Genomic DNA, 26,876 nt, shown 5'->3' with positions numbered 1-26,876 from the left:
TTGGGATGGAGCGGCGCCGGCGGGAAGCCAGGCGCCGCTCCCGGCGAGCCCCGACGGGAGGGGGACCGGGGCCGGCCATTTCGAGTTCGATTCCCTCCCCCTTGTGGGGAGGGTTAGGGAGGGGGTGCCATCTGCGAAGTCTCAGGCGGTTATCAGCCGGCTAATCTCCACATTCGGCGCCGGTACCCCCACCCCGCCCTCCCCACAAGGGGGAGGGAGAAGGTCGTGGCGCTGCCGCACGCACGCCGTCATCCCGGGCGGAGACCCGGGATCCACTCAGCCGAGGCATCGGGAGGCGCGAAACCCCCTTAAAACCCGGCTGGATGGATCCTCGCCTTCGCGAGGATGACGACAGAGCCCCGCAGCCCTAGCTCGTGCCGAACTTCAGCAGCTTGATGGCGTCAAAATCCTGGACGCCGCCGCCGACGCGCTTGGTGGTGTAGAAGAGGACATAGGGCTTGGCGGAATAGGGATCGCGCAGCACGCGGACGCCGAGGCGGTCGACGACGAGGTAGCCGCGCTTGAAATCGCCGAAGGCGAGCGACAGCGAATTGGCGCCGATGTCGGGCATGTCCTCGGCCTCGGTGACCGGGAAGCCGAGCAGCGACGCCTCGCCGCCCGCCACCGCCGCCGGCTGCCAGAGGTAATGGCCGTCGGCGTCCTTCAGCTTGCGGATCGACGCCTGGGTGCGGCGGTTCAGGACGAAGCGGGCATTGGCGCGATAGCCGGCCTTCAGCGTGTAGATCAGGTCGACCAGCACGTCGGACGGGTTGCTGGAGGGCAGCGCGCCGGAGGTGCCGGTCACGACATAGCCGAGCTTGCCCCAGACCCAGCTCGCCTCGGCGGCGGTGGTATAGGCGAGGAAGCCCTTCGGCTTGTTGCTGCCGTCGCCGGAGACGAAGGCGGTGCCTTCCTGCGCCGCGAAGGCGCCCTCCACCTCGGCGGCGATCCAGTCGTCGATGTTGACGGCCGAGTCGTCGAGGAGCGCCGCAGTCGCCGCCGGCATGGCGTAGAGCTCCATCGCCGGGAAATCGAGCGCGGCGATGGTGGGCGAGCCGGTCTGCGGCCGCGCGTCGGTTTCGCCGGCCCAGCCGACCGCCGGACCGGCGGTCATGAAGGGCTTGCGATAAGTGCCGGAAGAGACCTGGCGGACATCGGCGATGGCGCGGATCGGCGAGATGGCGGCGAGGCGCTTGCCGATCTCCGTCTCCGTCTCGATCGGCACGAGATAGCCGCCATCGGCGTTCGAGCCGGCCGAGAGCGCCTTCTGCTCCAGCCGGCGGAAGCCGTCCTCGTCGCCGCCGCGCACATAGCTCTCGAACGCCTGCTTGTGCTCGGAAGGCCGGGCCGGACCGCGCTCGGCGGAAAGCGGCGGGCGGCGCCCCTTCAGCGTCAGCTCGTCCAGCGCCTTGTTGATGCGGTCGAGCTTGTCGGTGGTGACGACGTCGGCCGTGAGCTTGGTCTCGATCTCGGCGAGCCGCTCGTCATTGGTGTCCTTGAACGCCTCGAAGGCGCGCATGAAATCGTCGAAGGCGGCGGAAACGTCGCCGCTCTCGGCGGCTTTCGCTTCGGGGGCAGCGAAGAGGGTCTCGGTCATCGCGTTGTCCTTATGGGGTGGAGGGAGCGGGCGGCCCGGCGCATCCGCGCCGCCAGGCCGGTAGTCTTCACGGTCGAAACGCGGGCGTCGGGCTGCATCGGGAAGGTGACGACCGAGATCTCCCAGAGGTCGATTTCGATCAGTTTGCGGATACCGGCGGCGCGGTCGGCGCGGGCCTTGACGGTCTTGAAGCCGATCGAGAGCCCGTCGAGCGCGCCGGCCCGCATCAAGCTCGCGACCTCGCGGCCCCGCGCCACGTCGGGCATCAGCCGCCCCCTGACGAACAGGCCGCGCGGGTCCTCGCGGATCTCCATCCAGACGCCGATCGGCTCGGCCGGATCGTGCTGGTAGAGCATGCGGATGCCGGCCGCGCCCCGGCTCGCCAGCGAGCGGCGGAAGGCGCCCGGCATGACGAGATCGCCGGAGAGGTCGGCCGTGCCGAACAGGCTGGCATAGCCGGAAAAGACCCCTTCGCCGTCGATGCCGGAAAGGTCGGCGGCGGCGAACTTGGTCTCGAGGGCGGGCGTCTGCGGGATGGCCATGCGGTCTCCTTCGCGGCAAGCGCCGCGGGAAAGGGAGTCGGATCAAAGGGTTGGAACGGACGGCTCAGCCCTGGCCGGCCTCGCGTGAAATCAGGCGCTCCAGCGCGCCCACGAAATCGCGAAACACCTGCCGGTGGTCCGGCGCGATCCGCCGGAGCATGCGGTTCAACATCGCGGTCATTTCGGCACTGTCTCCAGTTATGCGCAGAGGGAGGGAGAAGAATGGCAGGACCCGCCCTCGGCGCCTCCACAGGCTCGCCGTCATCCCTGCGAAAGCAGGGATCCATCGTCACGCCGCGCAAGCCTCCAGAGGCCGGCGCCCCGGGGCGACATGGATCCCTGCTTTCGCAGGGATGACGATGGACGGTGTGACGTCGGACGTTATTTACCGGCGATGCGGATCGCCGCGCTCATCCAGCGCACCCGGCTTCATTCCCTCAGTTTTGTGTTGAGGGAGAAGTTGGCCGCCGCCCCGAAATACCCCAATCCCAGAATCCCTTACCGCCGGTCGTTGAAGAACCGATTCAGCCGCGCGATCTCGGCGACGAAGTCGTTGAAGCGGCGGTTGGAGTTGGCGAGTTCCTTCAGCGCCCAGACCAGGAGACCGCTGGCGCCGGAGGCCCAAAGGAAGAGCGCGAGATGCGCGAGGTCGCCGCGTTCGGCGAAGCTGCGGGTCACGTCGTCCACCGCTCCTCTCCTTCCTCGTCTCTATCCCCGTCTCCTTGCCCCGCCGCGCCATAGCCGACCGCCTGGCGCTTCTCGTCCTGGGTGAGGAAATCGGCGGCGCCGACCCTTGCCCAGAGCGCGGCGCGATCGGCCGAAAGCGCCTCGACGGCGTCTGTGTCGAAGCCGAGGCGCGGCGCGCCAGGATAATGCGGCGACAGCCAGGCGGTGAGCGCGTCGGCGGTGCGGCTAACCAGCGGCAGCACCGTCTGGCGCCAGAACACCCGGTTCGCCTCGGCGTAATTGGAAAAGGTGTTGTCGCCGGGAATGCCGAGCAGCATGGGCGGCACGCCGAAGGCGAGCGCGATCTCGCGCGCCGCGCCGTTCTTGGCTTCGATGAAGTCCATGTCGTGCGGGGTGAGCGCCATCGACGTCCAGTCGAGCCCGCCTTCCAGCAGCAGCGGCCGCCCGGCATTGACCGCGCCGGTATAGTTCGCCTCCAGCTCGCGCTTCAGCCGCTCGAACTGCTCCTGGCTGAGATTGGCGCCGCCCTCGCCCTTGTAGACCAGCGCGCCGGACGGCCGCGCCGCATTGTCGAGCAGCGCCTTGTTCCAGGCACCGGCGGCGTTGTGCAGGTCGAGCGCGACCGCCGCCGCCTCCAGCGGCGCGAAGCCGTAATGGTCATCGAGCGGATGAAACAGGCGGAGATGCAGGATCGGCGACAGGCCGTCCTCGATCGCGAAGCGAACCGACCGGCCGGCGACGGTGTATTCATACGCCTCCGGCCAGCCATCCGCCCCCGGCACGACCTTCATCCGGTCGGGCCGCAGCGCATGCAGTTCCGCCGGTTCGGCCCCGAGCTGGACCAGCTCGGCATAGGCGTTGCCGGAAACGAGCAGGTTGGCGTAGAGCGTCGCCAAAAACGCCGAGCCGGACTGGCGGCCGTTCGGGCGGGAAACCAGCGCCAGCAAAGGGTGGTCCGGCCGTTCGGCGTCGCCTTCATAGAGGAGGAGCGGCACCGAGGCGGCGGCTTCCGCGATCATCGAGACGGCGCGATAGACGATGGCGTTCTTCATGAAGCCTTCGCGGGAGAGCGAGGCGAGGTCGCGCGGCGTCCAGGCGGGCTTCCCCTGCCCCTGCAGCGCGATCAGCGGACCGGCGCGCGACGCCTTCGCCTCGGGCACGGCGGCGCGACGCCCGCCCATAAGACGGGAAATGAGGCTCGGTTTCATGACGTCTCCGATCAAAGCTCACCGTCCGGAACCGCCGGAGGGCGGAAGCGGGGCAGCCTTCCCGAGCCGCCGGCTCCGGAACGGCTTCCCGCCAGGCGACGAAATCGGGTTGCCGGCGCTCTTGCCATGCAACTCCGACACTGGCATCTACACGGCCAGGCGGCGCCAAACGGCGCGGCTGCCTCTTGCGTTCTCGTTCACCCGATGAACTATGGGCGCAGACACTGAAGACGAGGCTCGACCTAGAGCCCTCGCAAGGCATTCCGGCCACAAGGCAACGCGCCACCAGGGGTCCATCCGGTGCTCGACTTCGCCTCGCTCCTCGTCGCCATCGGCTTCGCCACCGCGTTCCTCTCCGTCATCCTGTTCGCGGCCTGGAAGACGTCGCGCGGGGACGGCTTTCTCCTGACCTGCGCGATCGGCGCGGTGATGATCGCCGTCAGCGTCGGTTTTTCGACGCTCGACAGCTTCCACCCGTCGAACTGGGTGCTGGGCATCGCCTTCGCGCTGCTGCTCGGCGGCATCGCCAATCTCTATGGCAGCGCGACGCAGTTCCGGCTGGGCGGATCGCCTTGGCGGCGGATCGCGACGGCGAGCCTCGTCACCGCAATCCCGATGTGGCTACCGCTTCTCTCCGGCTACAACGGCATCACCTATGCCGTCGGCTTCATGGGTTCGGCGGCGCTGCTTCTCATGACGTCGTATCAGTTCTGGCGGGCGCGCGAGCAGGCGCCGATGACGACGCTCGGCATCGCCTCGCTCTATCTGCTCGTCGGGCTTTCCTTCCTGCCGCGCGCGGTGCTGGTGCTGGTCCGCGACGGCATCGTAGTAACCGGGCCGCCGCGAAACTGGGCCCAGGATCTCTCCGTCATGCTGGTGATCGGCGCGATCCCGGCGCTCGGCGCCATGACGATGGCGCTGAGCCAGATCCGAACCGCCCAGGCGCACCGGCGCGAGGCGCTCACCGATCCGCTGACCGGGTTGATGAACCGCCGCGCCCTGTTCGAGACCCATGCCGGCGAGATGAAGCCGACCGACGTCACGCTCCTCTTCGACATCGACGAGTTCAAGTCGATCAACGACACGCACGGCCACGCCATGGGCGACCGCGTCATCTCGCTGTTCGCGGAGGCGCTGAAGGCGAACCTTCCCGCGAGCGCCTCGGCCGCGCGGATCGGCGGCGAGGAATTCGCTGTTATCCTGCAGGACGCGACGCTCGACCAGGCCATGCGCCATGCCGAGGCGGTGCGCGCCCGCTTCATCGCCCTGGTCGAAGCCGAAACGCGCCTGACCTGCACCGCCAGCGCCGGGCTCGCCGTCGGCGGACCGCAGGCGGCCAATATTGATCGCGTGCTCGCCGAGGCGGATCGCGCGCTCTACGAGGCGAAGCGCGGCGGCCGCAACCGGATCATCGCGGCGCGCCAGCCGTCTCGCGAAATCCTGCCAGACCCTCCGCCCGCTGCTCCGGCCGACCCGGAACCCGTCCCATCGGCCTGAGCGGCGCTCACGGCTCGAGCGCGAGGTCGACCTGCTTGTGGTTCGTGAACAGGAGCGAGGGATGCAGTTCCTCGAGCCCGTCATAGGGGTTGGCGTGAATGGCCAGGATCCAGAGGCTCACCGAAGCGGTCACCGCATAGATCGCCAGCGCCCGCCGCCCGGCCCTTGCCCGGTCGGCATGCGTCGCGGCCAGCGTGATCGCGGTCAGCAGCGTCAGGAACATCACCAGATACCATTTGTAGAAGTCGATCGACGTGTTGCCGACCGCGAGGCGAAGGTTCCGGGCCTCCTGCAGGTCGCTGAAATCACGGATCACCTGCGAAATCAGCGGCGACGGGGCGCCGCCCCGGGCGAGCAACGCGATCTCGCCGTGAATATCGTGCAGCGTCTTCTCGACATCGGGATCGGGCTCCACGTTCTTGCCCTGAAGCCACTCCTTGATCGCGACGTCCTTGCGGTAGGCGATCACGCCCTCGGCCAGGCGCTGGGAATCGAGGATATCCGGCTCGGCGCTGCGCAGGAGGCGCGAGATCGTCGAGCGCTCCATGCTCGTCGCCTCGTCCGCCTTGGAGTTCACCGCCCAGATATCGGCGGCGATGAAGCCGAGCGAAAGCGCCCAGGCGGTGGCGATCGTTCCGAGAAAGGCCGGCTGCGGCATCGAGAAGATGTCATGCGATGCATGCCGCGACAGGCTGTAGAGCGCCAGCCTTCCGACCAGATAAAAGCCTACTCCAAAGACGGCAAACAAGAAGAACAACATCTGCACCGAAAGCTGGTAGACCGACTCCATCGATAGCGCCCCACTTGATCCATCCAGACCTGTCGAACTCCGGCGCTTTGAGCACAGGGTACTCCGCCGAAACGACGATAGTCTGACTCGTCCGGGGATTCGCCTCGCAAGACAAGCGAAGATCCTGCCTTCGGCCAGATTGACGCTCACATCGTCCGGATCCTCGGCTCGCCCGGCGCGCACAGCATCAGCGCCGAGAGCGCCCAGACCAGCGCGTCGAGACGGTCGGGCGAGCGGCCGTTGGGCAAGCCTTCCGGGCCGAAATCGGCCATCTCGTCCTCGAGCGCCGGGAACGTGCCGGCATGGCGCACGCGCCCCTGCGCATAGAGCGCCGCCACCGGCTCGGCCCGCAGATATTTGCCGCGAGTGGCGCGAACCGAGGTCACCGGCACGGCCGGATCGACCTCGTTGATGACGCTCGCCACCATGTCGCCGCCCTGGTTGACCTCCGCGACCAGCATGTCGGCGTCGAGCGCCCGATAGAGCCCGACCGCGGCGGCGGCCCAGGCGGCCGGCTTCACCTCGGCGAGGCTGCGATCGGCCAGCACATAGGCGATGCCGTCGGCGGCAAGACCGCAGGCAACGATACCGCAGGCGTCCGCCCCCTTCCGCCGCGAGGCGGGCGGGTCGACCGCAACCGCGATGCGCACCAGTTCCGGCGGCGCCTCGACGCGCGCCGCCTCGATTTCATTCCGGCTCCAGAGCGCGTCGGCGCGATCCTCGATCCATTCGCCGTCGATCTCCTGCCGGCCGAGCCGCGTGCCGCGATAACGCCCGACGACGCGCTCCAGAAACCCCGGCGCCAGATTGGCGAGGTTGGCCGAGGTGCCGGCGCGGGTGATCACCGTCCGCTCGGCCGCGAGCAGCCGCTTCAGCAACGGGATCGGACGCGGCGTCGTCGTCACCAGCTGGCGCGGCAGCGCGCCGAGCCGAAGGCCGAACTGCAGCATGTCCCAGCACGCCTCCGGATAACGCCATTTGCCGAGCTCGTCCGCCCAGGCCGCCTCGAACTGCGGGCCGCGCAGGCTCTCGGGATCCTCCGACGAAAAGCAGAGCGCCACCGCGCCGTTCGGCCATTCGAGCCGGCGGCGCGAGGGCTGCCAGTTGGGCCGCTCGCGGCGCGGATGCACGGAGAGCAGGCCGGAGACACCCTCGATCATCACGTCGCGGACATCGGCGAGCGTCTCGCCGACCAGCGCGATACGGCCGACCGGCGAGTTCGCAAAACCCGGACGCCCGGCCGCGAGGCCACGGATCCATTCTGCGCCGGCGCGCGTCTTGCCGGCGCCGCGCCCGCCGATCATCAGCCAGGTGAGCCAGTCGCCGTCTGGCGGAAACTGGTCGTCGCGGGCCCAAAAATCCCAGTCGAGCTGGAACGCCTCGATCTCGTCAGGCCGAAGCTCCGCCAGCAGCCGCGTCGGCCGCAGGCCCCGCCGCGTCGAGCTGTTCCAGGCGCGCCTGAAGCCGCGCCCGGAGAGCCTCGATGTCGACGGGAGCGTCTCCAGCGGCATCGTCGGTCCCTTCGCGCAGTTTTCCCAGCGTCTCGAGCGTCCGCGCCAGCACGGAAAGCGTGCGGGCGTCCTTCTCGTCGACGCCGCCCTCCCCGTTCGCGAAGCGGAGCTCCAGTTCGGCCACCTGCTTTTCGAAGGTGCGATAGAGCCGCGCCACCAGCTTCTCCTCGGCCGCCTCATCCGGCAGCGGCGGCGCCTCGCCAGGCCTGAGCCAGCCATGCCGCGCCGCCTGCTTCGCCACCGAGACATGGCTGACGCCATGCTGCGCGGCGATCTCACGAAGGCCCAGCGCCGTGGTCTCATAGGCGACGCGGACCGCGGCCCACTGATCGAGGGTCAGTTCCGGCATTTTGCTGCTGGCCTCGGTGGTGGATGGGCGGACGGATCGCCAAACGTATGAGACGCCCCGCAAAACCTACGAAAAAGGAGCACGACCGCCGCCGCACCCTCCCCGTCATCCCCGCGAAGGCGGGGATCCATGCAGCCGCGCCATAGGGAGGTTCGCGCGGCTGAAAACCCGGCTGAATGGATCCCGGGTCAAGCCCGGGATGACGGCGAGGATGGAACGGACTTGGGAGGGAGCGGTACAGCGCCGCCGGACGCAACTCTTGGACGATGCCTGAACCCTACCGGAGCAGCGTCACGGTGTCAAGGATTATTTTCCTATCCGTTGCGACATCTTTCGCGGGCCGCCTGTGCTGCTGGCCTAGAAAGACCGGCATCCCGGCAGTCCCTGCCGCCGCCCCGTTCCAGCGTTCAGTTGGCAGACTACTTTCCGATCCGGCCGAGATGGGTGAAGGCAAAGCCTTCCGGCAGTTTCAGGCCGTAGCCGAGCATCCGGTCGAAGCCGGCATGGGCCAGCCAGAGCGCGCCAAGCGCCGCGCAGACCGGCAGCGACCAGAACAGCCCGATGGCGAGAATGGCGGCGCCGAAACCGTAGATGTGGACCGTGTTGTAGACGACCGCGCCGACTTTCGGCCCGAGCAGATAGCCGAGGAAACTGAGATCCGGGACCAGGAAGAGCAGCACCGCGAGCCACCAGGACACGCCCGCGTCGCCGTGAAGAAATATCAGGAAGCCGGCGAGGAAGACGATCGCGCCTTCGGCCCTCTGCCACAGAACAGCCGCGCCCATTTCCGCTTCTCCGTATTCGGTCGTGTGTGCTCTAAAACAGGATCGGATCGTCCGCCATGGAGCCGGGTGTCGCACGAGGCTCAGTGGGACGATGAGAAAACTAGAAAGTCCTTGGGAGGGGAAACCGATGAGCGATCTGCCGAGTTTCGATCTCACCGGCCGCACGGCCCTCGTCACCGGCGCGGCGCGCGGGCTGGGGCGGGCGACTGCGCTGGCGCTGGCGGCGGCCGGCGCCGACGTGGCGCTGGGCTTGCGCGACGTCGCCGCCGATGGCGGGCTGGCGGCGGAAATCGAGGCGATGGGCCGCCGCGCCCTGCCGCTCGCGATGGATGTGCTCGACCTTAAGCAGGCCTGCTCCGCCATCGATACGGCGATCGCGCAGTTCGGCCATCTCGACATCCTGGTCAACAATGCCGGCGGCGGCACCGAAGGGCCGGTCGAGGATTTTCCGGAAGACGAGTTCGACTTCACCATCAACCTGAACGTCAAGTCGACCTTCTTCCTGTCGCAGCATGCCGGCCGCCACATGATCGCGCGAAAGTCCGGCGCCATCATCAACATGGGCTCGCAGGCCGGCGCGATCGCGCTCCCCGGCGAGGCGATCTACTGCCTGAGCAAGGCGGCCGTCGGCCACATGACCAAGTGCTTCGCGGTCGAGTGGGGAAAGCACAATGTCCGCGTCAACTGCGTCGCGCCGACCTTCATCCGCACCGACGGCACCGCCGAGGCGCTATCCGATCCCGATTTCCGCGCCGACGTGCTCGACCGCATCGCCGCGCTGCACCGGATCGGCGAACCGAAGGAGGTCTCGGGCGTGGTCGTCTTCCTCGCCTCCGATGCCGCCTCGATGATCACCGGCCAGACCATCCTCGTCGACGGCGGCTGGACGGCAAGGTAGCTGGAGGCGGCAGCGCCGCGTCGAAAACGCCTATCCGTTCCCGGTAAGCAGGCTCCTGCCGATGCCGCCGCGCAGGAGGTGCTCGAACGGCGCCGGCTCCAGCTTGCCGGGCGCCGCGAAGGGATTGCCGAAGGCGTAGATGAAGAACAGGATCACGCCGGAATAAATTGCGAAGATCCCGAGCAAAATCAGATTGCTGCGGCTCGGGCGATAGACGGAGAACGGCACGGCGAGCAGCGCCAGGCCGATCAGCGCCGGCGCCCAGAACAGGCTGCTGAAGCGGCCGATCGCCGTGGTCTCGCGCAGCTGGCGGAAGCCGGCGACGGCGGTGATCCGGTCGCGCATGCGGTTTGCCAGATAGCGCTCGCGGTCGGTCGTCGGCGTCAGGTCGAGCAGCTTCTGGTAGACGTCGTCCCATTCGGTCCAGGCCTGCGCCGACAGGCCCTCGCCGCGCCCGAGCTGGTCCCATTCCTGGTTGACGACCGTGTCGAGATAGCGCGCCAGCGTCTGCTGGACGGGCCCGACGATTGGCCCGCCATAGCGCCCGGCGTCGTGATAGACGTCGGAGATCGCCGTCGCCTCCTGGGTCAGCACGTTGCGGATGTCCTTGTAGTCGTCGAGTTCCTGCGCATAGACCAGCGCCAGGATCAGCCCGTGCAGCGCGGCGATACGAACAGCGATCGAGCCGGCCGCCTCGAAGGTCTTGTCCGTTTCGACGCCGATATGCAGCAGCCGGCGGGCGAGGAAATAGCTGCCGAAGACGATGGTGAGCGCCACCGCCGCGAAGAGGACTGCAATCCCTGCCGAGGTCCAGTATTCCGCCATGCGGGTACCTTCCCGTGCCGATGCCGCATCCAATCACAGTGCCGCCTCCGGCTCCAGTCCGGGGCGACGGCCCGCCCTCAGCCAGGCTCGCGCCGCGACAGGCACCAGTCCCTGCCATGCAGCCAGCAGCTCGCCTCCTCGGCGTGCTCGTCGCGGCGGAGCGACCGGACGGGGTCGCCGCCATCCCGTGACAAGGCGCTCGCGAGGCCGCGGCCGATCGCCTCGTCTCGCGCGCCGACAAAGGTGATGAAGGCCGCGCCGCACAGGAATTCGGCCGCATGCGCCGCCCCGGCGCGCCGCGTGACGAGCAGCATGGCGCCGGGGCCGAAGGCGGAGGTCATCGGGAACAGCAGCTGGCCGCCGGGCGCCAGCGCATCGAGCCAGAGCGCCAGCGGATGGGTAGCGCCCGCGCTGGCGACGACCAGATCCGCCTCCGGCAGCGCCATCTTCGCGCCGTCGCCGGCGACCACGCGAATTTGCGGCCAGAGCGAGAGCGCCTCGCGGGCCCGGGCGACGAACCGGGCATCGATCTCGATCGCGGTGATTGGCGCGTCCGGCCCGACGGCTTCGGCGAGGATGGCGGTATAGTAGCCGGTGCCGCAGCCGAGATGCACGATCGTCATGCCGGGCCGGAGGTCGAGCCGGTCGAACACCTGCGCCCAGAGGCTCGGTTGGCCGTTGTTGATGCCCCGCGCCCGATCGAGCGCCACCAGCACGTCCTGATAGAGCGGGCGCGGATCCGGGCCCGTCACGGTCCAGAAATCGGCGAATTCGGACGGGTTCTTGATCCGCCAGGGCGGGGCCCCGAGAAAACGCTCGCGCGGCACGGCGGCAAAGGCCTCGACCAGCGCCTCCGAGCGGAGGCCCGCCCGGCTCCGGAGATCCTCGGCATAAGCCCGCCGAGCCTCGGCGATCGCGTCGGTCATGGCGTCCATCCTCGGGACGGAAGCCGTCATGTTGCGCCTCGGCCGGGGATGGGTAAAGCGGGCGGCGGACATGGCCTGCAGGATGAAGGCAAGCCTTCGACAAGGAAGCCGAGTGCATGAACCCTCCCCTTGAGGGAGGGTCAAGACCGCCTTGGGCGGTCTTGGGGAGGGGTTGCTCGTCGGACAGGTTGCAGGTCGCCTGAAAGCGCCCCCTCCCGAAAACGCCAAGGACGTTTTCGACCTCCCCTCAAGGGGGAGGTTCAAGGAAGAAGGCTTGTCCCCCTCACATGAACCCTGCCACCGCGTGCGGGACGTAGGCCGCCTCCAGCGCGGCGATTTCGAAATCGTCGAGGCGGACGGAGAGCGCCGCCGCGGCGTCGTCGAGGTGGTGCGGCTTGGTGGCGCCGACGATCGGCGCGGTGATGACCGACTTCGACAGCACCCAGGCGAGCGCGATCTGCGCACGCGGCAGGCCGCGCTGGGCGGCGACATGCGCGACTGCCTCGACCACCTGCCGGTCGGCATCGGCGGTGCGGGCATAGAGCCCCTTGCCGAATTCGTCGGTCTCGGCGCGCGCCGTCTTCTCGTCCCAGTCGCGCGTCAGCCGGCCTCGCGCCAGCGGGCTCCACGGGATGACGCCGATGCCCTCGTCCGCGCAGAGCGGCAGCATCTCGCGCTCCTCCTCGCGATAGAGCAAATTGACGTAGTTCTGCATCGAGACGAAGCGGGAGAGGCCGAGCCGCTCCTGCGCGCCCAGCATCTTGGCAAACTGCCAAGCATGCATGGAGGAAGCGCCGATATAGCGCGCCTTGCCCGATTTCACGACCTCGTCGAGCGCCTCCAGCGTCTCCTCGACCGGCGTCTCATAGTCGAAGCGGTGGATCTGGTAGAGATCGACATAATCAGTGCCGAGCCGGGTCAGGCTGGCGTCGATCTCCTGCAGGATGGCTTTTCGCGAGAGCCCGGCGCCGTTCGGGCCGGGGCGCATGCGGCCATGCACCTTGGTGGCGATCACCACCTCCTCGCGGCGGGTGAAATCCTTCAGCGCCTTGCCGACGATCTCCTCGCTGGTGCCGTCGGAATAGACATTCGCCGTATCGAAGAAATTGATGCCGAGATCGAGCGCCTTCTTGATGAAGGGCCGGCTCTCCGCCTCCGGCAGCGTCCAGGCATGGTTGCCGCGCGAGGGATCACCATAGCTCATGCAGCCGAGGCAGAGGCGGGAGACTTCGAGGCCCGTACGGCCGAGGCGGGTATAGTCCATGGCATCCTCATTCGACGATCGGTCCGAACCGGCGCGACGCGCCGGGCGATGCCGTCAATGTGAACCATAAGGGGACTGTCGGCGAGCTACTTATGGTTTAGTCTTCCGGCAGGTCACATCCGGCTGACCGCGCCGGACCCTTCTGTATGTCGGGGGACTGGATGAGCAGTACGACTGGCATCGAAACCGTCGATCGACGCGGCGCGACATGGGGCGTCCGCCCGCTCGGCGCCTGGATCATGGCGCTGGCGGCGCTCGCCGGCCTGATCGTCTCGATCCTCAACTATTTCAATCGCGACAGCGGCATCGCCGGCGAGCCCGGCACCATCCTGGTGATCGTCTCGACGGCGATCCTGCTGGTGGCGGCGGTAATCCTCGCCCGCGCGCGCCCGGGGGCGTTCCTGCGCTGGTTCCTGGTCATCGGATGTCTCGTCGACATCCTCGGCACCGGCTTCGCCGCCTATCTGCTCGAAAGCCAGGCCCTGCTTCTCCTCATGCTGGCCGCCCTCGTCGGCTGGATCCTGCACGTCGCCGGCCGGCGGAGCCGCTGACGACAGCGCAAACTTACCTCATCCGATGTCGAAGGGCCGAGATCATGCAGCGGACCGAACTTCGTCTCTCCCGACCGGACGCCCGACGCCTTCTGGCGCCGCTGGCCGTCCTCGCGGCGCTCTGCCTCGCCGGCGGCCCCGCCGCCGCGCAGGATGCCGCCAATAATGCAGCCCCTGGCGCGACGCAGAACGAATGGTCGACCTTCAACGGCGATCTCAAGGCGCAGAAGTTCTCGCCCCTGACCCAGATCACGCCGGCCAACGTCAAAGATTTGAAGGTCGCGTGGAAGGTACATACCGGCGACATGTCGGACGGCTCCGGCGTGACGCCGCCCTCGGTCTGGTCGGCGACGCCGCTCTTCGTGAACAATACCGTCTATCTCGGCACGCCGTTCTACCGGATCTTCGCGATCGAGCCGGATACCGGCAAGGTCAAATGGACCTATGACAGCAAGGGCGAGCTGAAGGCGCTGACCCAGCCGGACCTGAAAAACCGCGGCGTCGCCTATTGGCAGGCCGACAATCCGGTCGCCGGCAAGGCCTGCGACAAGCGCATCTATATCGGCACGATGGACGCCAAGCTGCATGCGGTCGACGCCGATACCGGCAAGCCCTGCGCCGATTTCGGCAAGGCCGGCGTGCTCGACATCAACGTCTACAACACCCAGAACGCCAAATGGCCGCTGTCGCTGCTGCAGCCGCCGACCGTGTTCAAGGACTATTTGCTGCTCGGCTGGGCCGGCAAGGACTGGGACCAGACGGTCGACAGCCCCGGCACCATCTTCGCGCTCGACGCACGCACCGGCGCCGTGCGCTGGGAGTTCCACTCGCTGCCGCCTGAAGTCATCGACAAGACCGGCACGGCCAATGTCTGGGCCTCGATGTCGGTCGATCCGGAGCGGCAGATCCTCTACATCCCCGTCTCGTCGCCGAGCCCCAATTTCTATGGCGGCGACATTCCGGCGGGGCTCGAGGTGATCACCTCGGTGACGGCGCTCGACATCCCGACCGGCAAGATGCTGTGGAGCCGGCAGCTGGTCCATCATGACATCTGGGATCTCGACACCAACGCCGCGCCGACCCTGTTCGACCTCGAAAAGGACGGCAAGACCATCCCCGCCCTGATCCAAACCTCGAAGCAGGGCTTCCTCTACATCCTCGACCGCACCACGGGCGAACCGATCTATCCGATGGTGGAGAAGCCGGTTCCGGCCTCGACCGTGCCGGGCGAGCATGCCTCGCCGACCCAGCCCTTCGTCGACCTGCCGAAGCCGGTGGTGCCGGACAAGTGGCCGGGCGTCTACGATCTCGCCGACTGGGCGAGCCTCGGCTATTGCAGCCGCACGGCGAAATCGCTCGTCGACCAGGGCCGCTTCACGCCGCCGAGCCTGCAGGGTTCGCTCGTCTATCCGGGCACGATCGGCGGCACGGAATGGGGCGGTGGCGCGCTCGATCCGCGCTCGCAGACCTTCGTCGTCAATTCCTCCAGCGCCGTGCAGACCTACCAGCTGATGACCCGCGCCGATTACGACAAGGCGGTCAGCGGCGGCTCGGAGACCGGCGGGCTGTTCCCGCAAACCGGCGGCCCCTACGGCATGAACCTGAACACGTTTTTGAACCCGATCGGCATGCCGTGCTGGAAGCCGCCCTACGGCACGCTCGCGGCCTATGATTTGAAGACCGGCGCCCAGCTCTGGAACAAGCCGTTCGGCCAGATCCAGAAATGGGGCTTCTACATGCCGGAATCCTGGGGGACGATCACCATCGGCGCCCCGGTCATCACCGCGACGGGCGTGGTCTTCATCGGCGCCTCGATGGATTCCCGCGTCCGCGCCATCGACCTGAAGACCGGCGAGGTGCTCTGGAAGGCGCTGGTCGAGGCCCCCGCCGTCGCGATGCCGGCGGTCTACGACTACAAGGGCAAGCAATATGTCGTCTTCACCGTCGGCGGCAATTCGATCCTCACGCCAAGGGTGTCGGACGAGATCGTGGCGTTCGCGCTGCCGGATTGAGCCCCCCACCGCCGTCATCCCCGCGCAGGCAGCGTCCTCACCTCTCCCATGGGGAGAGGTCGACGGCCGCAGGCCGGCGGGTGAGGGGTTCAGGCTTCACCGGATAATTCCCTACCCCCTCACCCGGAGCTTCGCTCCGACCTCTCCCCATGGGAGAGGTGAAGGGAGGCCTGTGTCCTTCTAGCAGAATCGAGTGCCGCATCGACCCGCGCTCGCCGTCATCCCGGGCTTGACCCGGGATCCATACAACTGAGGCATGGGGAAGTGCGGCGGGGCGGACCGTCAACCGTTCCGGTTGTTCAGCCGAGACCAAGGCTTGCACGCGAGCTTCGCCACCCTCCCCGTCATCCCCGCGCAGGCGGGGATCCATGCCGCCGACGCGCCGGGAGGTTCACTCCCGACAACCCGGCTGGATGGATCCCGGGTCAAGCCCGGGATGACGGCGAGTGGGGGCTAGGCTAGAGCCACAAGGTCGGGGACATCCGCCGGCCACGAAAAACGCCGCGGCCGGCAGCATCCCAAACGAACCTACGCCGCGCGGCGGGCTTCGGTGTCGAGGGCGGTGAACTCCGCGTCGGAGAGCTCGATCGACGCCGCGGCCGTGTTTTCCTCGAGATGCTTCACGCTGCCGGTTCCGGGGATCGGCAACATCACCTTCGAGCGCTTCAGGAGCCAGGCGAGCGCCACCTGGCTCGGCGTCGCGCCGAGCTTGCCGGCGATCGTGGTCAGCGCCGAGCCCGGCCGGGCGAGATCGCCGGAGGCGAGCGGCGCCCACGGGATGAAGCCGATCTGGTTGGCCTCGGCATAGTCGAGCACGGCCTCGCTCTTGCGATCGACGAGGTTGTACTGGTTCTGCACCGTGGTGACGGGGAAGAACTTCTCCGCCGCCTGGATCTCCTCGACCGAGACCTCGGAGAGGCCGACATGGCGGATCAGCCCTTCCTTCTGCATGTCGGCGATGACGCCGAACTGCTCGTCGCGCGGCACGCGCGGATCGATCCGGTGCAATTGCCAGAGATCGATGCGGTCGATCTTCAGCCGGCGCAGGCTCATCAAGACCGTCTGGCGCAGATATTCCGGCCGGCCGACCACCTGCCAGATGTTCGGGCCATGCCGGGTCAGCGCGCCCTTGGTGGCGATGACGAGGTTCTTGTAGGGATAGAGGACGTCGGCGATCAGGTCCTCGCTGACAAACGGGCCGTAGCTGTCGGCGGTGTCGATCAGGTCGATGTCGAGCTCGGGAACGCGCTTCAGCGTGCGCTCCGCCTCGGCGATGTCCTGCGGGTCGCCCCAGATGCCGGGCCCGGTGATCCGCATTGCGCCGAAGCCGAGCCGGTTGACGGCCAGATCGCCGCCAATCAGAAACTGACCGGAAGCCGCGGCTGAGATGTCATTGGGCATTGTCTCGTCCTTCGATGATGGAGCCGGACGCATCGCGCGCGAGCGGCGCGCACATCCGGCCATGGGTCGAGTAGATCCTCCGCGCCCCGCGATGAAAAGGCGGCGGCACCGGCTTGGCGGCACCGCGACGGGCGTCGAACACCCCTGGGAAGGGTTTCCGAGAGATGGGAGACCCCGCGCGGATAAAAAAGGACCAATCGTTCACGGACGCGTGAAATGAGGACGCACGGCGTGCGGCACACTTGGCCGCGCCAAAGGTATTGCGCGCAAACATATCGGTGGATGCGCTCTAGGCACGCCGTGGGCTAAAGGCGTATCTACGGAATTATACACCTTTAAGTTTAAGCGACATTGGGGACGGAGCATGGCTCGACGGAGTGGCGCTGGAATTTTAATGGCGATCGCGCGAGACATCGCGAGGCAGCAACGTCGCGCCGAAATGGATCGCAACAGACGATTGAGGGAAGCTGAACGCCAAGCTCGATCTGCCGCTCGCGAAGCCGCACGCGCCGAACGGGAGCATGGCCAGGCCCTCCGCTTGCACGCGCGGACCATGAAGGAACGCGAACGGGAAGAGCGCGCTGCCTACTTGCAAGGTCGAGAAGACGCCGTGGCGGATCTCAACCTGGAGCTGGAGGATAGGCTCGCGTCATTGGCCGAGATCCTAAGTCACACGCTCTCTATCGATGACACCATCTCCTTCGACAGCCTCAAGCTCAATGAAAAGCCTCCAGTCCAGAAGCTTCCGGCTCACCTCAAACTTGCAGTTCCGGCGCCGGAGCAAGATGCCTTCATCGGGGGGCTGCAGGAGCCGCGCGGACTCAAATCGCTGATCCCGGGAGCCCGCCGCAAATTTGAGGCAGCTCTCGATGTCGGAAAAGCGAGATTTCGTGCGGCAATGGAGGAATGGACCAACGCAGAAGAACGCAGACGCTCAACCCTCTCGATCCTTGAGCGCGAACATCTCTCCGCGCGCCAATTGCATGACGAACGGCAGGCCCAACGCAACGCAGAGGTCGATATCTTTCAGACCAATTACATGATCGGCGATCCGGATGCGATCGTTGCCTATCACAACATGGTCCTAGAGCGATCCAATTATCCCGATGATTTTCCGCACGTATTCTCTGTGGCTTACACGTCGGGCTCCAGACAGCTCGTCGTTCAGTACGAGCTCCCGAGTATATCTGCCATCCCGACCGCCCAAGAATATCGATACGTTAAATCTACCGATTCAATTAACGAGAAGCCACGCAAAGCGGTGGAAATCAAGTCATCATACCAAGAACTCATCGCCAGCGTTGCACTGCGAACGATCCACGAAGTCTTCGAATCCGATCAAGGAGAACATATCGATGTCGTTTGCTTTAATGGATTCATTCGCACTATCGACCCAGCTACCGGCAAGGATATCCAGCCTCATCTCATTTCAGTCCGTACGAGCAAAGAGCGATTCACCGACATTGATCTAGCGCGGGTCGACAAGCGGGTCTGCCTCAAGAATCTCGGCGCTCAAGTCTCCTCACGACCGGACGAGGCTCAGGCCGTAAAGCCGATCGTCGAATTTCAGATGGCCGACGCCCGATTCATCGATCAATCGGACCTGATATCCGCGCTGGATTCCGCGACCAATCTCATGGATCTCAACCCATATGAGTTTGAACAACTCGTCGCGAATCTCTTTGGGCAAATGGGCTTGGAAAGCAAGTTGACGCGCTCGTCTCGCGACGGAGGAGTCGATTGCGTCGCCTACGACGCTCGCCCAGTACTTGGCGGCAAAGTCGTCATTCAAGCCAAACGCTACCGGAGCACTGTCGGCGTGTCCGCCGTTCGCGACTTGTTCGGAACGATGATGAACGAAGGAGCGAACAAGGGCATCCTCGTGACAACAAGCGGTTACGGGCCAGATGCATTCGACTTCGCAAAGGACAAGCCCATCGAGCTACTCGATGGCGGGGCGTTGCTCTATCTTTTGCAGGAAGTCGGTGTTCAGGCGCGGATCGTATTTCCGGAGCAACCGGCTTGAACGTGACGGCGGACACGCCTTAGTGGAAGCCGCCGACCCTTCTTCTGCATAGCGTCGGGACGGATGAGACCCCAAAAGCCCTCGCCCGCTTGCGGGAGAGGGTTGGGTGAGGGTCTTGCTTTCCGTGACCCTGCCGCCGCGCCAAGCAGCCCCTACTCCCGCCAGCTCCTCAGTCCGAGCAGCTTCTCGCCGAGCTCCGTCAGCTTCGCTGTCTCGGCGTTGTGCCTCTCCCACTCGCGCGGATCGCCCGGGAAGGCGTCGCGCTTCGGGTGGTCGCGCTCGCGCCAGAGGCGGATGCGCTCGGTGCGCTCGGCGAGGTTCTGCTCCTCGGCCGGATGCATGGAGATGTACTGCGCCATGCGGACGCGGCCGTCCGAATGGTTGGGCCGGACGCCATGGGCGAGCAGCGAGTTGAAGATCAAAAGATCTCCCGCCTCCATGTCGATATTGGTGATCGAGAGCCCTGTCGTGTCCGGGTGCATCGGGTCGCGGTCTTCCGGCTGCGTCTTCACCCAGTCGTCAAAGCCGGCGAAGAGCTCCGGAATGCACTGGAAGCCGCCGACGTCGCCGTCCTGCTTCTTCAGGCTCAACACGCCCTGCACGCCGATCGGCGGGGGCATGAGCGAGGTGTCGGCGTCCCAGTGGATGAAGCCGTTCGGGTTGCCCTTCACCTTCTTCGGCGGGTTCAGATTGGCGCGGTCGATCGTCACCCAGAGATCCTCGCGATCCCAGATGTCGACGAAGGCGTCATAGACGCGGCGCTGCTGGCGATTGTCCCAGAGATGCTGGTGATTGTAGATCTCCAGCATGCCGGTGCCGTTCAGCTCCTTCATCAAATGGTCGCGGCGCTGCGGCGCGTACCAGGTCGCGGGATCGGCCGGGTCCTTCTCGTCGAAGCGCCAGAGCGTCTCGACCAGCCGCTCGACATTTTCCGCCGGCACGGCCTGGCGGACGATGACATAGCCGCGCGTAACCCAATGCTGCCAGTCGGCCTCGCTCAGCACGCGCAGCGGCAGCGTCTTCTGGATGTCCTTGAGCTGCGTCTCCTGCTGCGTGGTCGGGTGGCTGTCGCGCATTGGCGCTGTGCCCATTCCGGCGGCCATGGTCATCTTGTCCTCCCTCTCCTCACCCGTCCCGACTGGACGGTTCCTGAGAAAAAGAATAGCGCCGCGCCCGATGCCATGTTCGCCGATCCCGGCGAAGACTGATACTATTGTGGCGTCACGATGGACCCGGAGACCAGAATGAGGCCGTTTCTCGAAAGGTTGGCGGTGCCGGAGGGCGCGTCCTGGGCGACGCTGAACCGCCGGCTCGACGACGAGATCCCGTTCCAGTGGCACCATCACCCCGAGTTCGAGCTCACCCTGACGCTGAATTCGCGCGGCCAGCGCTTCATCGGCGACCATATCGGCGCCTATGACGATGGCGACCTCGTGCTGGTCGGCCCCAACCTGCCGCACAGCTGGTGTTCGGCCGACAAGCTCGATCCCGGCCGCCCGCATGTGGCGCTGGTGATGTGGTTCCTGCCGCAATGGACGACGCCGCTCGGCGGCGTGTTCACCGAGTTCCGCACGGTTGCCGAGATGCTGGCGCGCGCCCGCACGGGGCTGAAATTCTCGGAGGAAGCGGCGCGGGAGGTTCGCCCGAGGATCGAGGCGCTGTTCGGGCTCGGCCCGGAGGATCGGCTGATCGAGCTGTTGCGCGTCCTCGCGCATCTCGCGCGTGACGTGGCGGCCGAGCCGCTCGCCTCGCCGCTGGCGCTTCCCGCCGCAGCGCCGGAGCGGCAGGCCGATCGCGGCCGCGTCGACCGGGTGCTCGATCACCTGCATCGCTGCTATGCCGAGCGTCTGAGCCTCGATGCGCTGGCCGACATCGCGGCGCTGAGCCCATCCGGCCTGCACCGGCTGTTCGTGCGCCAGACCGGACAGAGCGTGACGAGCTATCTGGCAAAGATCCGCATCGGCGCCGCCTGCGCCATGCTGTCGGGCGGCGGCAAGCCGATCGCGGTGATCGCGGCGGACGCCGGCTACGACTCGCTCGCCCACTTCAACCGCCAGTTCAAGGCGCAGCGCGGCGTGACGCCGAGGGCGTACCGGCAGCGGTTTCGGGTGGGAGGATAGGCCCTCGCCGGCGGCCGTGCCCCTCCCCGCAATCCCTACGGCGGCCGTGCCCCCTCCCCGTCATCCCTGCGAAAGCAGGGATCCATGCGGCCGCGCCCTCGGGAGGTTTATGCGGCCGGCAGCCCGGCTGAATGGATCCCGGCTCGGAGGCCGGGATGACGGCCAGCGTGGGGCGGGCGAGGCGTCCCGAACGGCACCCGCCGGAAGAACAATGCCGGCGCAACGCCCTCCCCGTCATCCCCGCGCAGGCAGGGATCCATCCAGCCGCGCCCTCGGGAGGTTCGCACTGTCAGCAACCCGGCGGAAAAGGATCCCGGGTCAAGCCCGGGATGACGGCGAGCGCGGGGCGGGCAAAGGCGCCCCGAACGGCACTCGCCGGAAGAACAATGCCGGCGCAACACCCTCCCCGTCATCCCCGCGCAGGCGGGGATCCATGCGGCCGAGGCATGGGGAGGTTCATGCGGCCGGCAACCCGGCTGAATGGATCCCGGCTCGGAGGCCGGGATGACGGCGAGCGTGGGGGTGGGGTGAGGAACAATGGGCGGAGCGTCCCTTCACCTCTCCCTGAGGGAGAGGTCGACGGCCGCAGGCCGGCGGGTGAGGGTTTAGGGAACCATCCGGAGAGGTCGTAAACCCTCACCCGGAGCTTCGCTCCGACCTCTCCCTCAGGGAGAGGTGAAGAAAAGTGGCGGCAGGTCGCCCCCTACCCCTTCGGCTTTTCCGGCTCGATCAGCTCGCCGGGCCATTCGACGATGAAGTCCTCGTATTCCTCGACCGGGATGTCGCTTTCGCTGACCGTGCGGCCGGAGGTGGAGATGCCGGCCTCGTGCACGGTCTCGGGATCGCCGGAGACGAGCGGGTGCCACCAGTAGAGGTCGTGTCCTTCGGCGACGAGCCGGTAGCCGCAGGTCGGCGGCAGCCAGGTCAGCGTGCGCACGGCTTCCGGGTCGAGCGGGATGCAGTCCGGCACGAAATCATGCCGGTTCGGATAATCCTTGCAGCGGCAGGTCTCGTCGTCGAGCAGCTCGCAGGCGATCGCCGTCCAGACGATCTGGCCGGTATCCCAGTCCTCGAGCTTGTTCAAACAGCAGCGCGCGCAGCCGTCGCAGAGCGATTCCCACTGCTCCGAGCTCATTTCCTCGAGTGTCAGGCGCTTCCAGAACGGCAGTTCGTCTGCGGCATCGTGTTGCGCGGAGGCCGCGGCGGGTCGCGCGTCCTTTCCTTGCAAGGGCATGGAGATTGCGTATCCTCTCAGCATCGGCGAGAACCGGCCCAATTTCGGGGCGATCCGCGCACCGGGCCTTCCGGACGGGCCAGAACCCTCTGGAACGCGATGTTTCAGACCGCTTTCTAGAACCATTCGACTCTCAATGGAACAGGCCTTGCGCAAGCTTCGGGATCGCATATCGGACTGGACCGGCGCGCTACGCGACCGGTTCCGCCGCGCGCCCGTTCCGCCCGAGGCTGGCCACGTGCCGCCGCCCGCTCCGAAAGAGCGGATCCGGCTGATCGAGATCGACGCCTTCATCGACAGCACGCTCTACCGGATCTGGACGGCGCTCAAGGAAGCCGCCGAGGCGCTGTCGCGCTTCGCCCGCCATTTCCGCCTGACCGGCTGGCGGCGCGCGCCCATCGAACTCCTCGGCGACGGGCTGACCATGGCCACCGGCGGCGCGGTGGTGATGCTGACGCTTGCGCTGCCGGCCTTCGACGCGACCAAGCAGGACTGGCTGGCGCAATCGGATTATTCCGTCACCTTCCTCGACCGCTACGGCGCCGAGATCGGCAAGCGCGGCGTGCGCCATTCCGAGGCCGTGCCGCTGGAGGAAATGCCGGACAGCCTGATCAAGGCGACGCTCGCCACCGAGGACCGGCGCTTCTACACCCATTTCGGCATCGACATCATCGGCACGGCGCGCGCGCTGATGGAAAACCTGCGCAACGACGCGGTGCGCCAGGGCGGCTCGTCGATCACCCAGCAGCTGGCGAAGAACCTGTTCCTGTCGAACGAGCGCACGCTCGACCGCAAGATCAAGGAAGCGTTCCTGGCGCTCTATCTGGAGAGCAACCTCTCCAAGCACGACATCCTGCAGCTCTATCTCGACCGCGCCTATATGGGCGGCGGCAATTTCGGCGCGGCGGCGGCGTCCGAGTTCTATTTCGGCAAGAAGGTCACCGACATCAACCTGGCCGAGGCGGCGATGCTGTCCGGGCTCTACAAGGCCCCTGCCCGCTACGCGCCGCACATCAATTTGCCGGCGGCGCGCGCCCGCGCCAACGACGTGCTGACCAACATGGTGCAGGCCGGCTTCATGACCGAGGGCCAGGTGATGGGCGCCCGGCGCAAGCCCGCCGACGTCGTCCGCAAGGCGGCCGACACCTCGCCCGACTATTTCCTCGACTGGGCCTTCGACGAGGTCAAGAAACAGGTGCCGGACGGAGACCGCAGCCTGATCGTCCGCTCGACCGTCGACATGAACATCGAGAAGGCTGCCGACGAGGCGGTCGAGAACGCGCTGCGCGAATCCGGCGAGCGCTACCGCGTCAGCCAGGCCGCAATGGTCGTCGCCGAGCCGGATGGCGCCGTGCGGGCGCTGGTCGGCGGCCGCGACTATGGCGAAAGCCAGTTCAACCGCGCCACCGACGCGCTGCGCCAGCCCGGCTCGTCGTTCAAGCCCTTCGTCTACACGGCGGCGGTGCTGCACGGCTATACGCCGAAGAGCGTCGTGCTGGACGCGCCGATCTCGATCGGCAACTGGTCGCCGAAGAACTATGGCGGCCGCTACATGGGCTCGATCCAGCTGACCACGGCGCTGATCCACTCGCTGAACACGGTTGCCGTCCGCCTCGCCGGCGCGGTCGGCCGGCCGACGATCATCGATCTCGCGCACAAGATGGGCATCACCACCAACATCGTGAACTCAAAGTCGCTGCCGCTCGGCGCCACCGACGTGCGCGTGCTCGACATGACCGGTGCCTATGCCGTCTTCGCCAATGGCGGCTTCAAGGCAACGCCCTATGCCTTCACGCAGATCGTCAACAGCCAGGGCAAGGTGATCTTCGACCGCAAGCGCGACGTCGGCCCGCCCGAGCGCGTGCTCGACGAGAAGACGGTCGGCGCCATGAACTACATGCTCGGCCAGGTGCCGGAGCGCGGCACCGGCCGCGCCGCCAAGCTGCAGGGCATCAAGACGGCCGGCAAGACCGGCACCACCAATGCCTATCGCGACGCCTGGTTCATGGGCTTCACCGGCAATTATGTCGGCGGCGTCTGGTTCGGCAATGACGACTTCACCTCGTCGAACAAGATGACGGGCGGCTCGCTGCCGGCGCAGACGTGGAACCGCGTCATGACCTATGCCCATAACGGCATCGAGCTGAAGCCGATCCCGTACATCAACGAGCCGGCCTCCGACGGCAACCGCCCGGCGCCGGCGATCGCCAGCACCGGCGGCGCCGACCAGCGGCCCCTCTCGCTCTCGGCCGACACGACGGAACGGCTGATCGCGCTCGAAAAGCTGTTCGAGACGGCGCCGCCGCTGAAGCCGCTGAACGCGGTCTCCTACGAGACGGACAAGCCCCTGCGCGCCGCGGCGCTTGGCGACGAGTAGCGGTATTCGGCAGGCCGCGCTGGCTCGCCGTCACGAGTCATCTGCAAAACACCACTCGCGTCATGCCAAGTAGGCCCGCAGGGCCGTCTCGGACTGCATTCCAAAACTCGACCATCATCCTGAGGTGCCCGGCGAAGCCGGGCCTCGAAGGAGGGCCCAGGGATCGCCTCGGACCTTCAGAGCCCGTCGACAAACCGGAATGCCCCGCTGGACCCTCCTTCGCACCTCAGGATGATGGTGGAGGCGGTGGATCGGCCTGCTGGGGCTCAGGGGTGCCCCCCGCAGATGGCGGGCCTGCCATCGCCGCCGTTCAGCGCGAATAATTCTCCGCGCACAACCGTCGATCGGCCTCCATTCTACCAAAAATATCAACATTCGAAACAAAATGCAATCAAATTGATTCGACGATTTAAGTATAAAATCGAAATGTCATAGCAATTCTGCAACAACGCCTAAAACATCGTACTGCATAAAAACCAATTCGACTGCGTTCATATTTCCTTGGCATATCCATCCACTATGCTGGCCAGCAAATACGCAAGTCGGATGGAGACCAGCATGAAGACTTTGGGACTGGGTATCGTGTTGGCTCTCGGCATGGCCGGAGCGGCACAGGCGGCGGATCTGACGGCGGCCCCGCCGGAGCCGGTGCCCGCGCCGGCATTCAGCTGGACCGGCCTCTATCTCGGCGGTCACGCCGGCTATGGCTGGGGCGATTTCACCTCGGATCCGACCGACGCCTATGGCGGCCTGAAGCCGGACGGCTTCTTCGGCGGCGGCCAGGTCGGCTACAATTACCAGTTCGACAACCGCCTCGTGCTCGGCGTCGAGGCCGACGTCTCGTTCGGCAGCCTGAAGGACGACATCGACACCGTCATCGGCGATCCGTCGGAAGCCGCGGTCGAAATCGCCTATTCCACCAAGATCGATACGTTCGGCACGGTGCGCGGCCGGCTCGGCTATGCGACCGATCGCTTCCTGCCCTATGTGACCGGCGGTCTCGCCTGGGCGCGCGCCGACCTCGCCTTCTCGAACACGATCACGGTCGACGGCCAGCAGCTCATCCACAACGCCGCCTCGAACAAGCAGACCTACACCGGCTGGACGATCGGCGCCGGCGTCGAATATGCCGTGACCAACAACATCACCGCCAAGCTCGACTATCTCTATGCCGATCTCGGCTCGCGCGATTTCGACCTCGGCACCCCGGTCCAGGCCGATCTCAAGGTCCAGACGGTGCAGGTCGGCCTCAACTACAAGTTCTGATCCCGCCCAGCCTATCGAAGCGGCGATATGCGCCGCGGCCGCCTGGCGCGCCGCGGCGCAATCGCACGACAAGAACACCTGCAGTCCCCTGCGGCAGGTGAATTCCTCCCTGAATGCGTGACCGGAACGGGGCGAGAAACACGCCCGACGACTGGACGCAGCCAGCCGGTTGCCTCTAAGTCACGCAACTATCAGGGGAATCACATGATCCAACATATTCTTGGCCTCGCGGCCGCGACCGCCTTCGGGCTGGCCGGCGCACAGGCAGCCGATCTCACCGTCGCGCCGCCCGAGCCCGTCGCCGCGCCGGCCTTCAACTGGACCGGCTTCTACGCCGGCGTCCATGCCGGCTATGGCCGGGCCACGTTCGATACCGAGATGACGGATATCTACGGCGAGGGCAGAGGCAACAAGCCGGACGGCTTCCTCGGCGGCGGCCAGCTTGGCTACAACTACCAGCTCGCCAACAACGTCGTGCTCGGCATCGAGGCGGACGCAGCCTTCGCCGACCTGAAGGATAGCGGCGCTCTGCGCATCAGCGGCGGCGGCCAGTACTTTGAAATCGGCACCCGCAGCGAGATCACGGCACTTGGCACGGTTCGCGGGCGCGCCGGCTATGCCGTCGACCGCTTCCTTCCCTATGTGACGGGTGGTTTTGCCTGGGCCAACGCCAAGTCTGAAGTCTACATCAGCAGCAACATTCCGAGCGCGCCGAACCTCACCAGCGGCGACAGCCAGATCTTCAGCGGCTGGACGGTCGGCGCCGGCCTCGAATATGCCGTCACCCACAACGTCACCGCCAGGGTCGAATATCTCTATGCCGATCTCGGCTCGAAGGATTTCACCGTCAATGCGTTCAATGCGAGCGGCGCGTACAAGGCCGATTTCTCGTCGCTGCAGACGGTCAAGTTCGGCCTGAACTACAAGTTCTGATCCTGCCGATCGAATGACGCCATCCGGGCCTCCGCGCTGAACCGCGCGGGGGCCCTTTTGTTTGGCGGTTCGACCCG

The 26,876-nt window shown here is 66.6% G+C and carries 23 protein-coding genes; 9 read left to right on the top strand and 14 right to left on the bottom strand.

The window, feature by feature from the left end:
* Nucleotides 1-367 precede the first annotated feature (367 nt).
* From AC6HZP_RS09590 to AC6HZP_RS09575, 4 genes are all read right to left on the bottom strand, one after another.
* Nucleotides 368-1,597 carry a phage major capsid protein gene (locus AC6HZP_RS09590; protein WP_497526370.1) on the bottom strand — a complete coding sequence of 410 codons (1,230 nt, stop codon included), beginning with the start codon at nucleotides 1,595-1,597 and terminating at the stop codon, nucleotides 368-370.
* On the bottom strand, nucleotides 1,594-2,139 hold the full coding sequence (locus AC6HZP_RS09585) for an HK97 family phage prohead protease (RefSeq protein ID WP_497526369.1): 546 nt from the start codon (nucleotides 2,137-2,139) through the stop codon (nucleotides 1,594-1,596). The genes AC6HZP_RS09590 and AC6HZP_RS09585 overlap by 4 nt, the downstream gene beginning before the upstream one ends.
* Before the next feature lie 498 nt (nucleotides 2,140-2,637).
* Entirely contained in the window at nucleotides 2,638-2,826 is a 189-nt protein-coding gene (locus AC6HZP_RS09580) for a hypothetical protein (RefSeq protein ID WP_201403338.1), read from the bottom strand.
* A complete protein-coding gene (locus tag AC6HZP_RS09575; protein WP_497526368.1) occupies nucleotides 2,814-4,034 on the bottom strand; it encodes a phage portal protein in 1,221 nt (406 codons plus the stop codon). The genes AC6HZP_RS09580 and AC6HZP_RS09575 overlap by 13 nt, the downstream gene beginning before the upstream one ends.
* Nucleotides 4,035-4,334: 300 nt before the next feature.
* On the opposite strand from AC6HZP_RS09575, the gene AC6HZP_RS09570 reads away from it, so the two are divergent.
* Nucleotides 4,335-5,531: a GGDEF domain-containing protein gene (locus AC6HZP_RS09570; RefSeq protein WP_497526367.1), complete on the top strand. Its 1,197-nt coding sequence runs from the start codon at nucleotides 4,335-4,337 to the stop codon at nucleotides 5,529-5,531.
* A 7-nt stretch (nucleotides 5,532-5,538) separates the two neighbouring features.
* Here the strand turns inward: AC6HZP_RS09570 and AC6HZP_RS09565 are convergent, their stop codons facing one another.
* The 4 genes from AC6HZP_RS09565 to AC6HZP_RS09550 form a co-directional block, all read right to left on the bottom strand.
* On the bottom strand, nucleotides 5,539-6,321 hold the full coding sequence (locus tag AC6HZP_RS09565; RefSeq protein ID WP_497526366.1) for a bestrophin-like domain: 783 nt from the start codon (nucleotides 6,319-6,321) through the stop codon (nucleotides 5,539-5,541).
* A gap of 146 nt (nucleotides 6,322-6,467) precedes the next feature.
* The gene (locus AC6HZP_RS09560; RefSeq protein WP_497526774.1) at nucleotides 6,468-7,748 is read right to left on the bottom strand and encodes a DNA-packaging protein; all 1,281 of its coding nucleotides are present in this window, start codon (nucleotides 7,746-7,748) and stop codon (nucleotides 6,468-6,470) included.
* The gene (locus AC6HZP_RS09555; RefSeq protein WP_497526365.1) at nucleotides 7,711-8,181 is read right to left on the bottom strand and encodes a hypothetical protein; all 471 of its coding nucleotides are present in this window, start codon (nucleotides 8,179-8,181) and stop codon (nucleotides 7,711-7,713) included. The genes AC6HZP_RS09560 and AC6HZP_RS09555 overlap by 38 nt, the downstream gene beginning before the upstream one ends.
* 419 nt (nucleotides 8,182-8,600) lie before the next feature.
* Entirely contained in the window at nucleotides 8,601-8,966 is a 366-nt protein-coding gene (locus AC6HZP_RS09550) for a DUF4260 domain-containing protein (protein ID WP_497526364.1), read from the bottom strand.
* A 127-nt stretch (nucleotides 8,967-9,093) separates the two neighbouring features.
* Between AC6HZP_RS09550 and AC6HZP_RS09545 the strand changes: the two genes are divergently transcribed.
* Complete coding sequence (locus AC6HZP_RS09545; protein WP_497526363.1) at nucleotides 9,094-9,864, top strand: SDR family NAD(P)-dependent oxidoreductase; 771 nt, start codon at nucleotides 9,094-9,096, stop codon at nucleotides 9,862-9,864.
* A gap of 30 nt (nucleotides 9,865-9,894) precedes the next feature.
* Here the strand turns inward: AC6HZP_RS09545 and AC6HZP_RS09540 are convergent, their stop codons facing one another.
* The 3 genes from AC6HZP_RS09540 to AC6HZP_RS09530 form a co-directional block, all read right to left on the bottom strand.
* Nucleotides 9,895-10,689: a bestrophin-like domain gene (locus AC6HZP_RS09540; protein ID WP_497526362.1), complete on the bottom strand. Its 795-nt coding sequence runs from the start codon at nucleotides 10,687-10,689 to the stop codon at nucleotides 9,895-9,897.
* Between the two features lie 77 nt (nucleotides 10,690-10,766).
* On the bottom strand, nucleotides 10,767-11,615 hold the full coding sequence (locus AC6HZP_RS09535; RefSeq protein WP_497526361.1) for a protein-L-isoaspartate O-methyltransferase family protein: 849 nt from the start codon (nucleotides 11,613-11,615) through the stop codon (nucleotides 10,767-10,769).
* Between the two features lie 283 nt (nucleotides 11,616-11,898).
* On the bottom strand, nucleotides 11,899-12,879 hold the full coding sequence (locus tag AC6HZP_RS09530; protein WP_497526360.1) for an aldo/keto reductase: 981 nt from the start codon (nucleotides 12,877-12,879) through the stop codon (nucleotides 11,899-11,901).
* A 161-nt stretch (nucleotides 12,880-13,040) separates the two neighbouring features.
* Between AC6HZP_RS09530 and AC6HZP_RS09525 the strand changes: the two genes are divergently transcribed.
* The gene (locus AC6HZP_RS09525; protein WP_201403325.1) at nucleotides 13,041-13,430 is read left to right on the top strand and encodes a hypothetical protein; all 390 of its coding nucleotides are present in this window, start codon (nucleotides 13,041-13,043) and stop codon (nucleotides 13,428-13,430) included.
* Nucleotides 13,431-13,474: 44 nt separating this feature from the next.
* Nucleotides 13,475-15,442 (top strand): pyrroloquinoline quinone-dependent dehydrogenase, encoded by a 1,968-nt coding sequence (locus tag AC6HZP_RS09520; protein ID WP_497526359.1) that lies wholly within the window; start codon nucleotides 13,475-13,477, stop codon nucleotides 15,440-15,442.
* 528 nt (nucleotides 15,443-15,970) lie between these two features.
* Here the strand turns inward: AC6HZP_RS09520 and AC6HZP_RS09515 are convergent.
* Nucleotides 15,971-16,843, bottom strand: a complete 873-nt coding sequence (locus AC6HZP_RS09515; RefSeq protein ID WP_201403323.1) for an aldo/keto reductase — start codon at nucleotides 16,841-16,843, stop codon at nucleotides 15,971-15,973.
* Between the two features lie 394 nt (nucleotides 16,844-17,237).
* On the opposite strand from AC6HZP_RS09515, the gene AC6HZP_RS09510 reads away from it, so the two are divergent.
* Nucleotides 17,238-18,869 (top strand): restriction endonuclease, encoded by a 1,632-nt coding sequence (locus AC6HZP_RS09510; protein WP_497526358.1) that lies wholly within the window; start codon nucleotides 17,238-17,240, stop codon nucleotides 18,867-18,869.
* Between the two features lie 152 nt (nucleotides 18,870-19,021).
* Here AC6HZP_RS09510 and AC6HZP_RS09505 read toward each other — a convergent pair whose 3' ends face one another.
* Nucleotides 19,022-19,960, bottom strand: a complete 939-nt coding sequence (locus AC6HZP_RS09505; RefSeq protein WP_497526773.1) for a phytanoyl-CoA dioxygenase family protein — start codon at nucleotides 19,958-19,960, stop codon at nucleotides 19,022-19,024.
* A gap of 153 nt (nucleotides 19,961-20,113) precedes the next feature.
* Here AC6HZP_RS09505 and AC6HZP_RS09500 point away from each other — a divergent pair, with 153 nt between their 5' ends.
* Nucleotides 20,114-20,989: a cupin domain-containing protein gene (locus AC6HZP_RS09500; RefSeq protein ID WP_497526357.1), complete on the top strand. Its 876-nt coding sequence runs from the start codon at nucleotides 20,114-20,116 to the stop codon at nucleotides 20,987-20,989.
* Between the two features lie 703 nt (nucleotides 20,990-21,692).
* Here the strand turns inward: AC6HZP_RS09500 and AC6HZP_RS09495 are convergent.
* Entirely contained in the window at nucleotides 21,693-22,124 is a 432-nt protein-coding gene (locus AC6HZP_RS09495) for a YcgN family cysteine cluster protein (protein ID WP_497526772.1), read from the bottom strand.
* 337 nt (nucleotides 22,125-22,461) lie between these two features.
* On the opposite strand from AC6HZP_RS09495, the gene AC6HZP_RS09490 reads away from it, so the two are divergent.
* The 3 genes from AC6HZP_RS09490 (at nucleotide 22,462) to AC6HZP_RS09480 (ending at nucleotide 26,799) form a co-directional block, all read left to right on the top strand.
* A complete protein-coding gene (locus AC6HZP_RS09490) occupies nucleotides 22,462-24,600 on the top strand; it encodes a transglycosylase domain-containing protein (RefSeq protein WP_497526771.1) in 2,139 nt (712 codons plus the stop codon).
* Nucleotides 24,601-25,158: 558 nt separating this feature from the next.
* Nucleotides 25,159-25,866, top strand: a complete 708-nt coding sequence (locus AC6HZP_RS09485) for an outer membrane protein (RefSeq protein ID WP_497526356.1) — start codon at nucleotides 25,159-25,161, stop codon at nucleotides 25,864-25,866.
* 204 nt (nucleotides 25,867-26,070) lie between these two features.
* Entirely contained in the window at nucleotides 26,071-26,799 is a 729-nt protein-coding gene (locus AC6HZP_RS09480) for an outer membrane protein (RefSeq protein ID WP_497526355.1), read from the top strand.
* Nucleotides 26,800-26,876 lie beyond the last annotated feature (77 nt).

It is taken from the genome of Kaistia sp. SLG-1, from assembly GCF_059699055.1.
The sequence above is the reverse complement of the archived record's forward strand: the minus strand, read 5'-3'. Positions and strand labels throughout refer to the sequence as shown.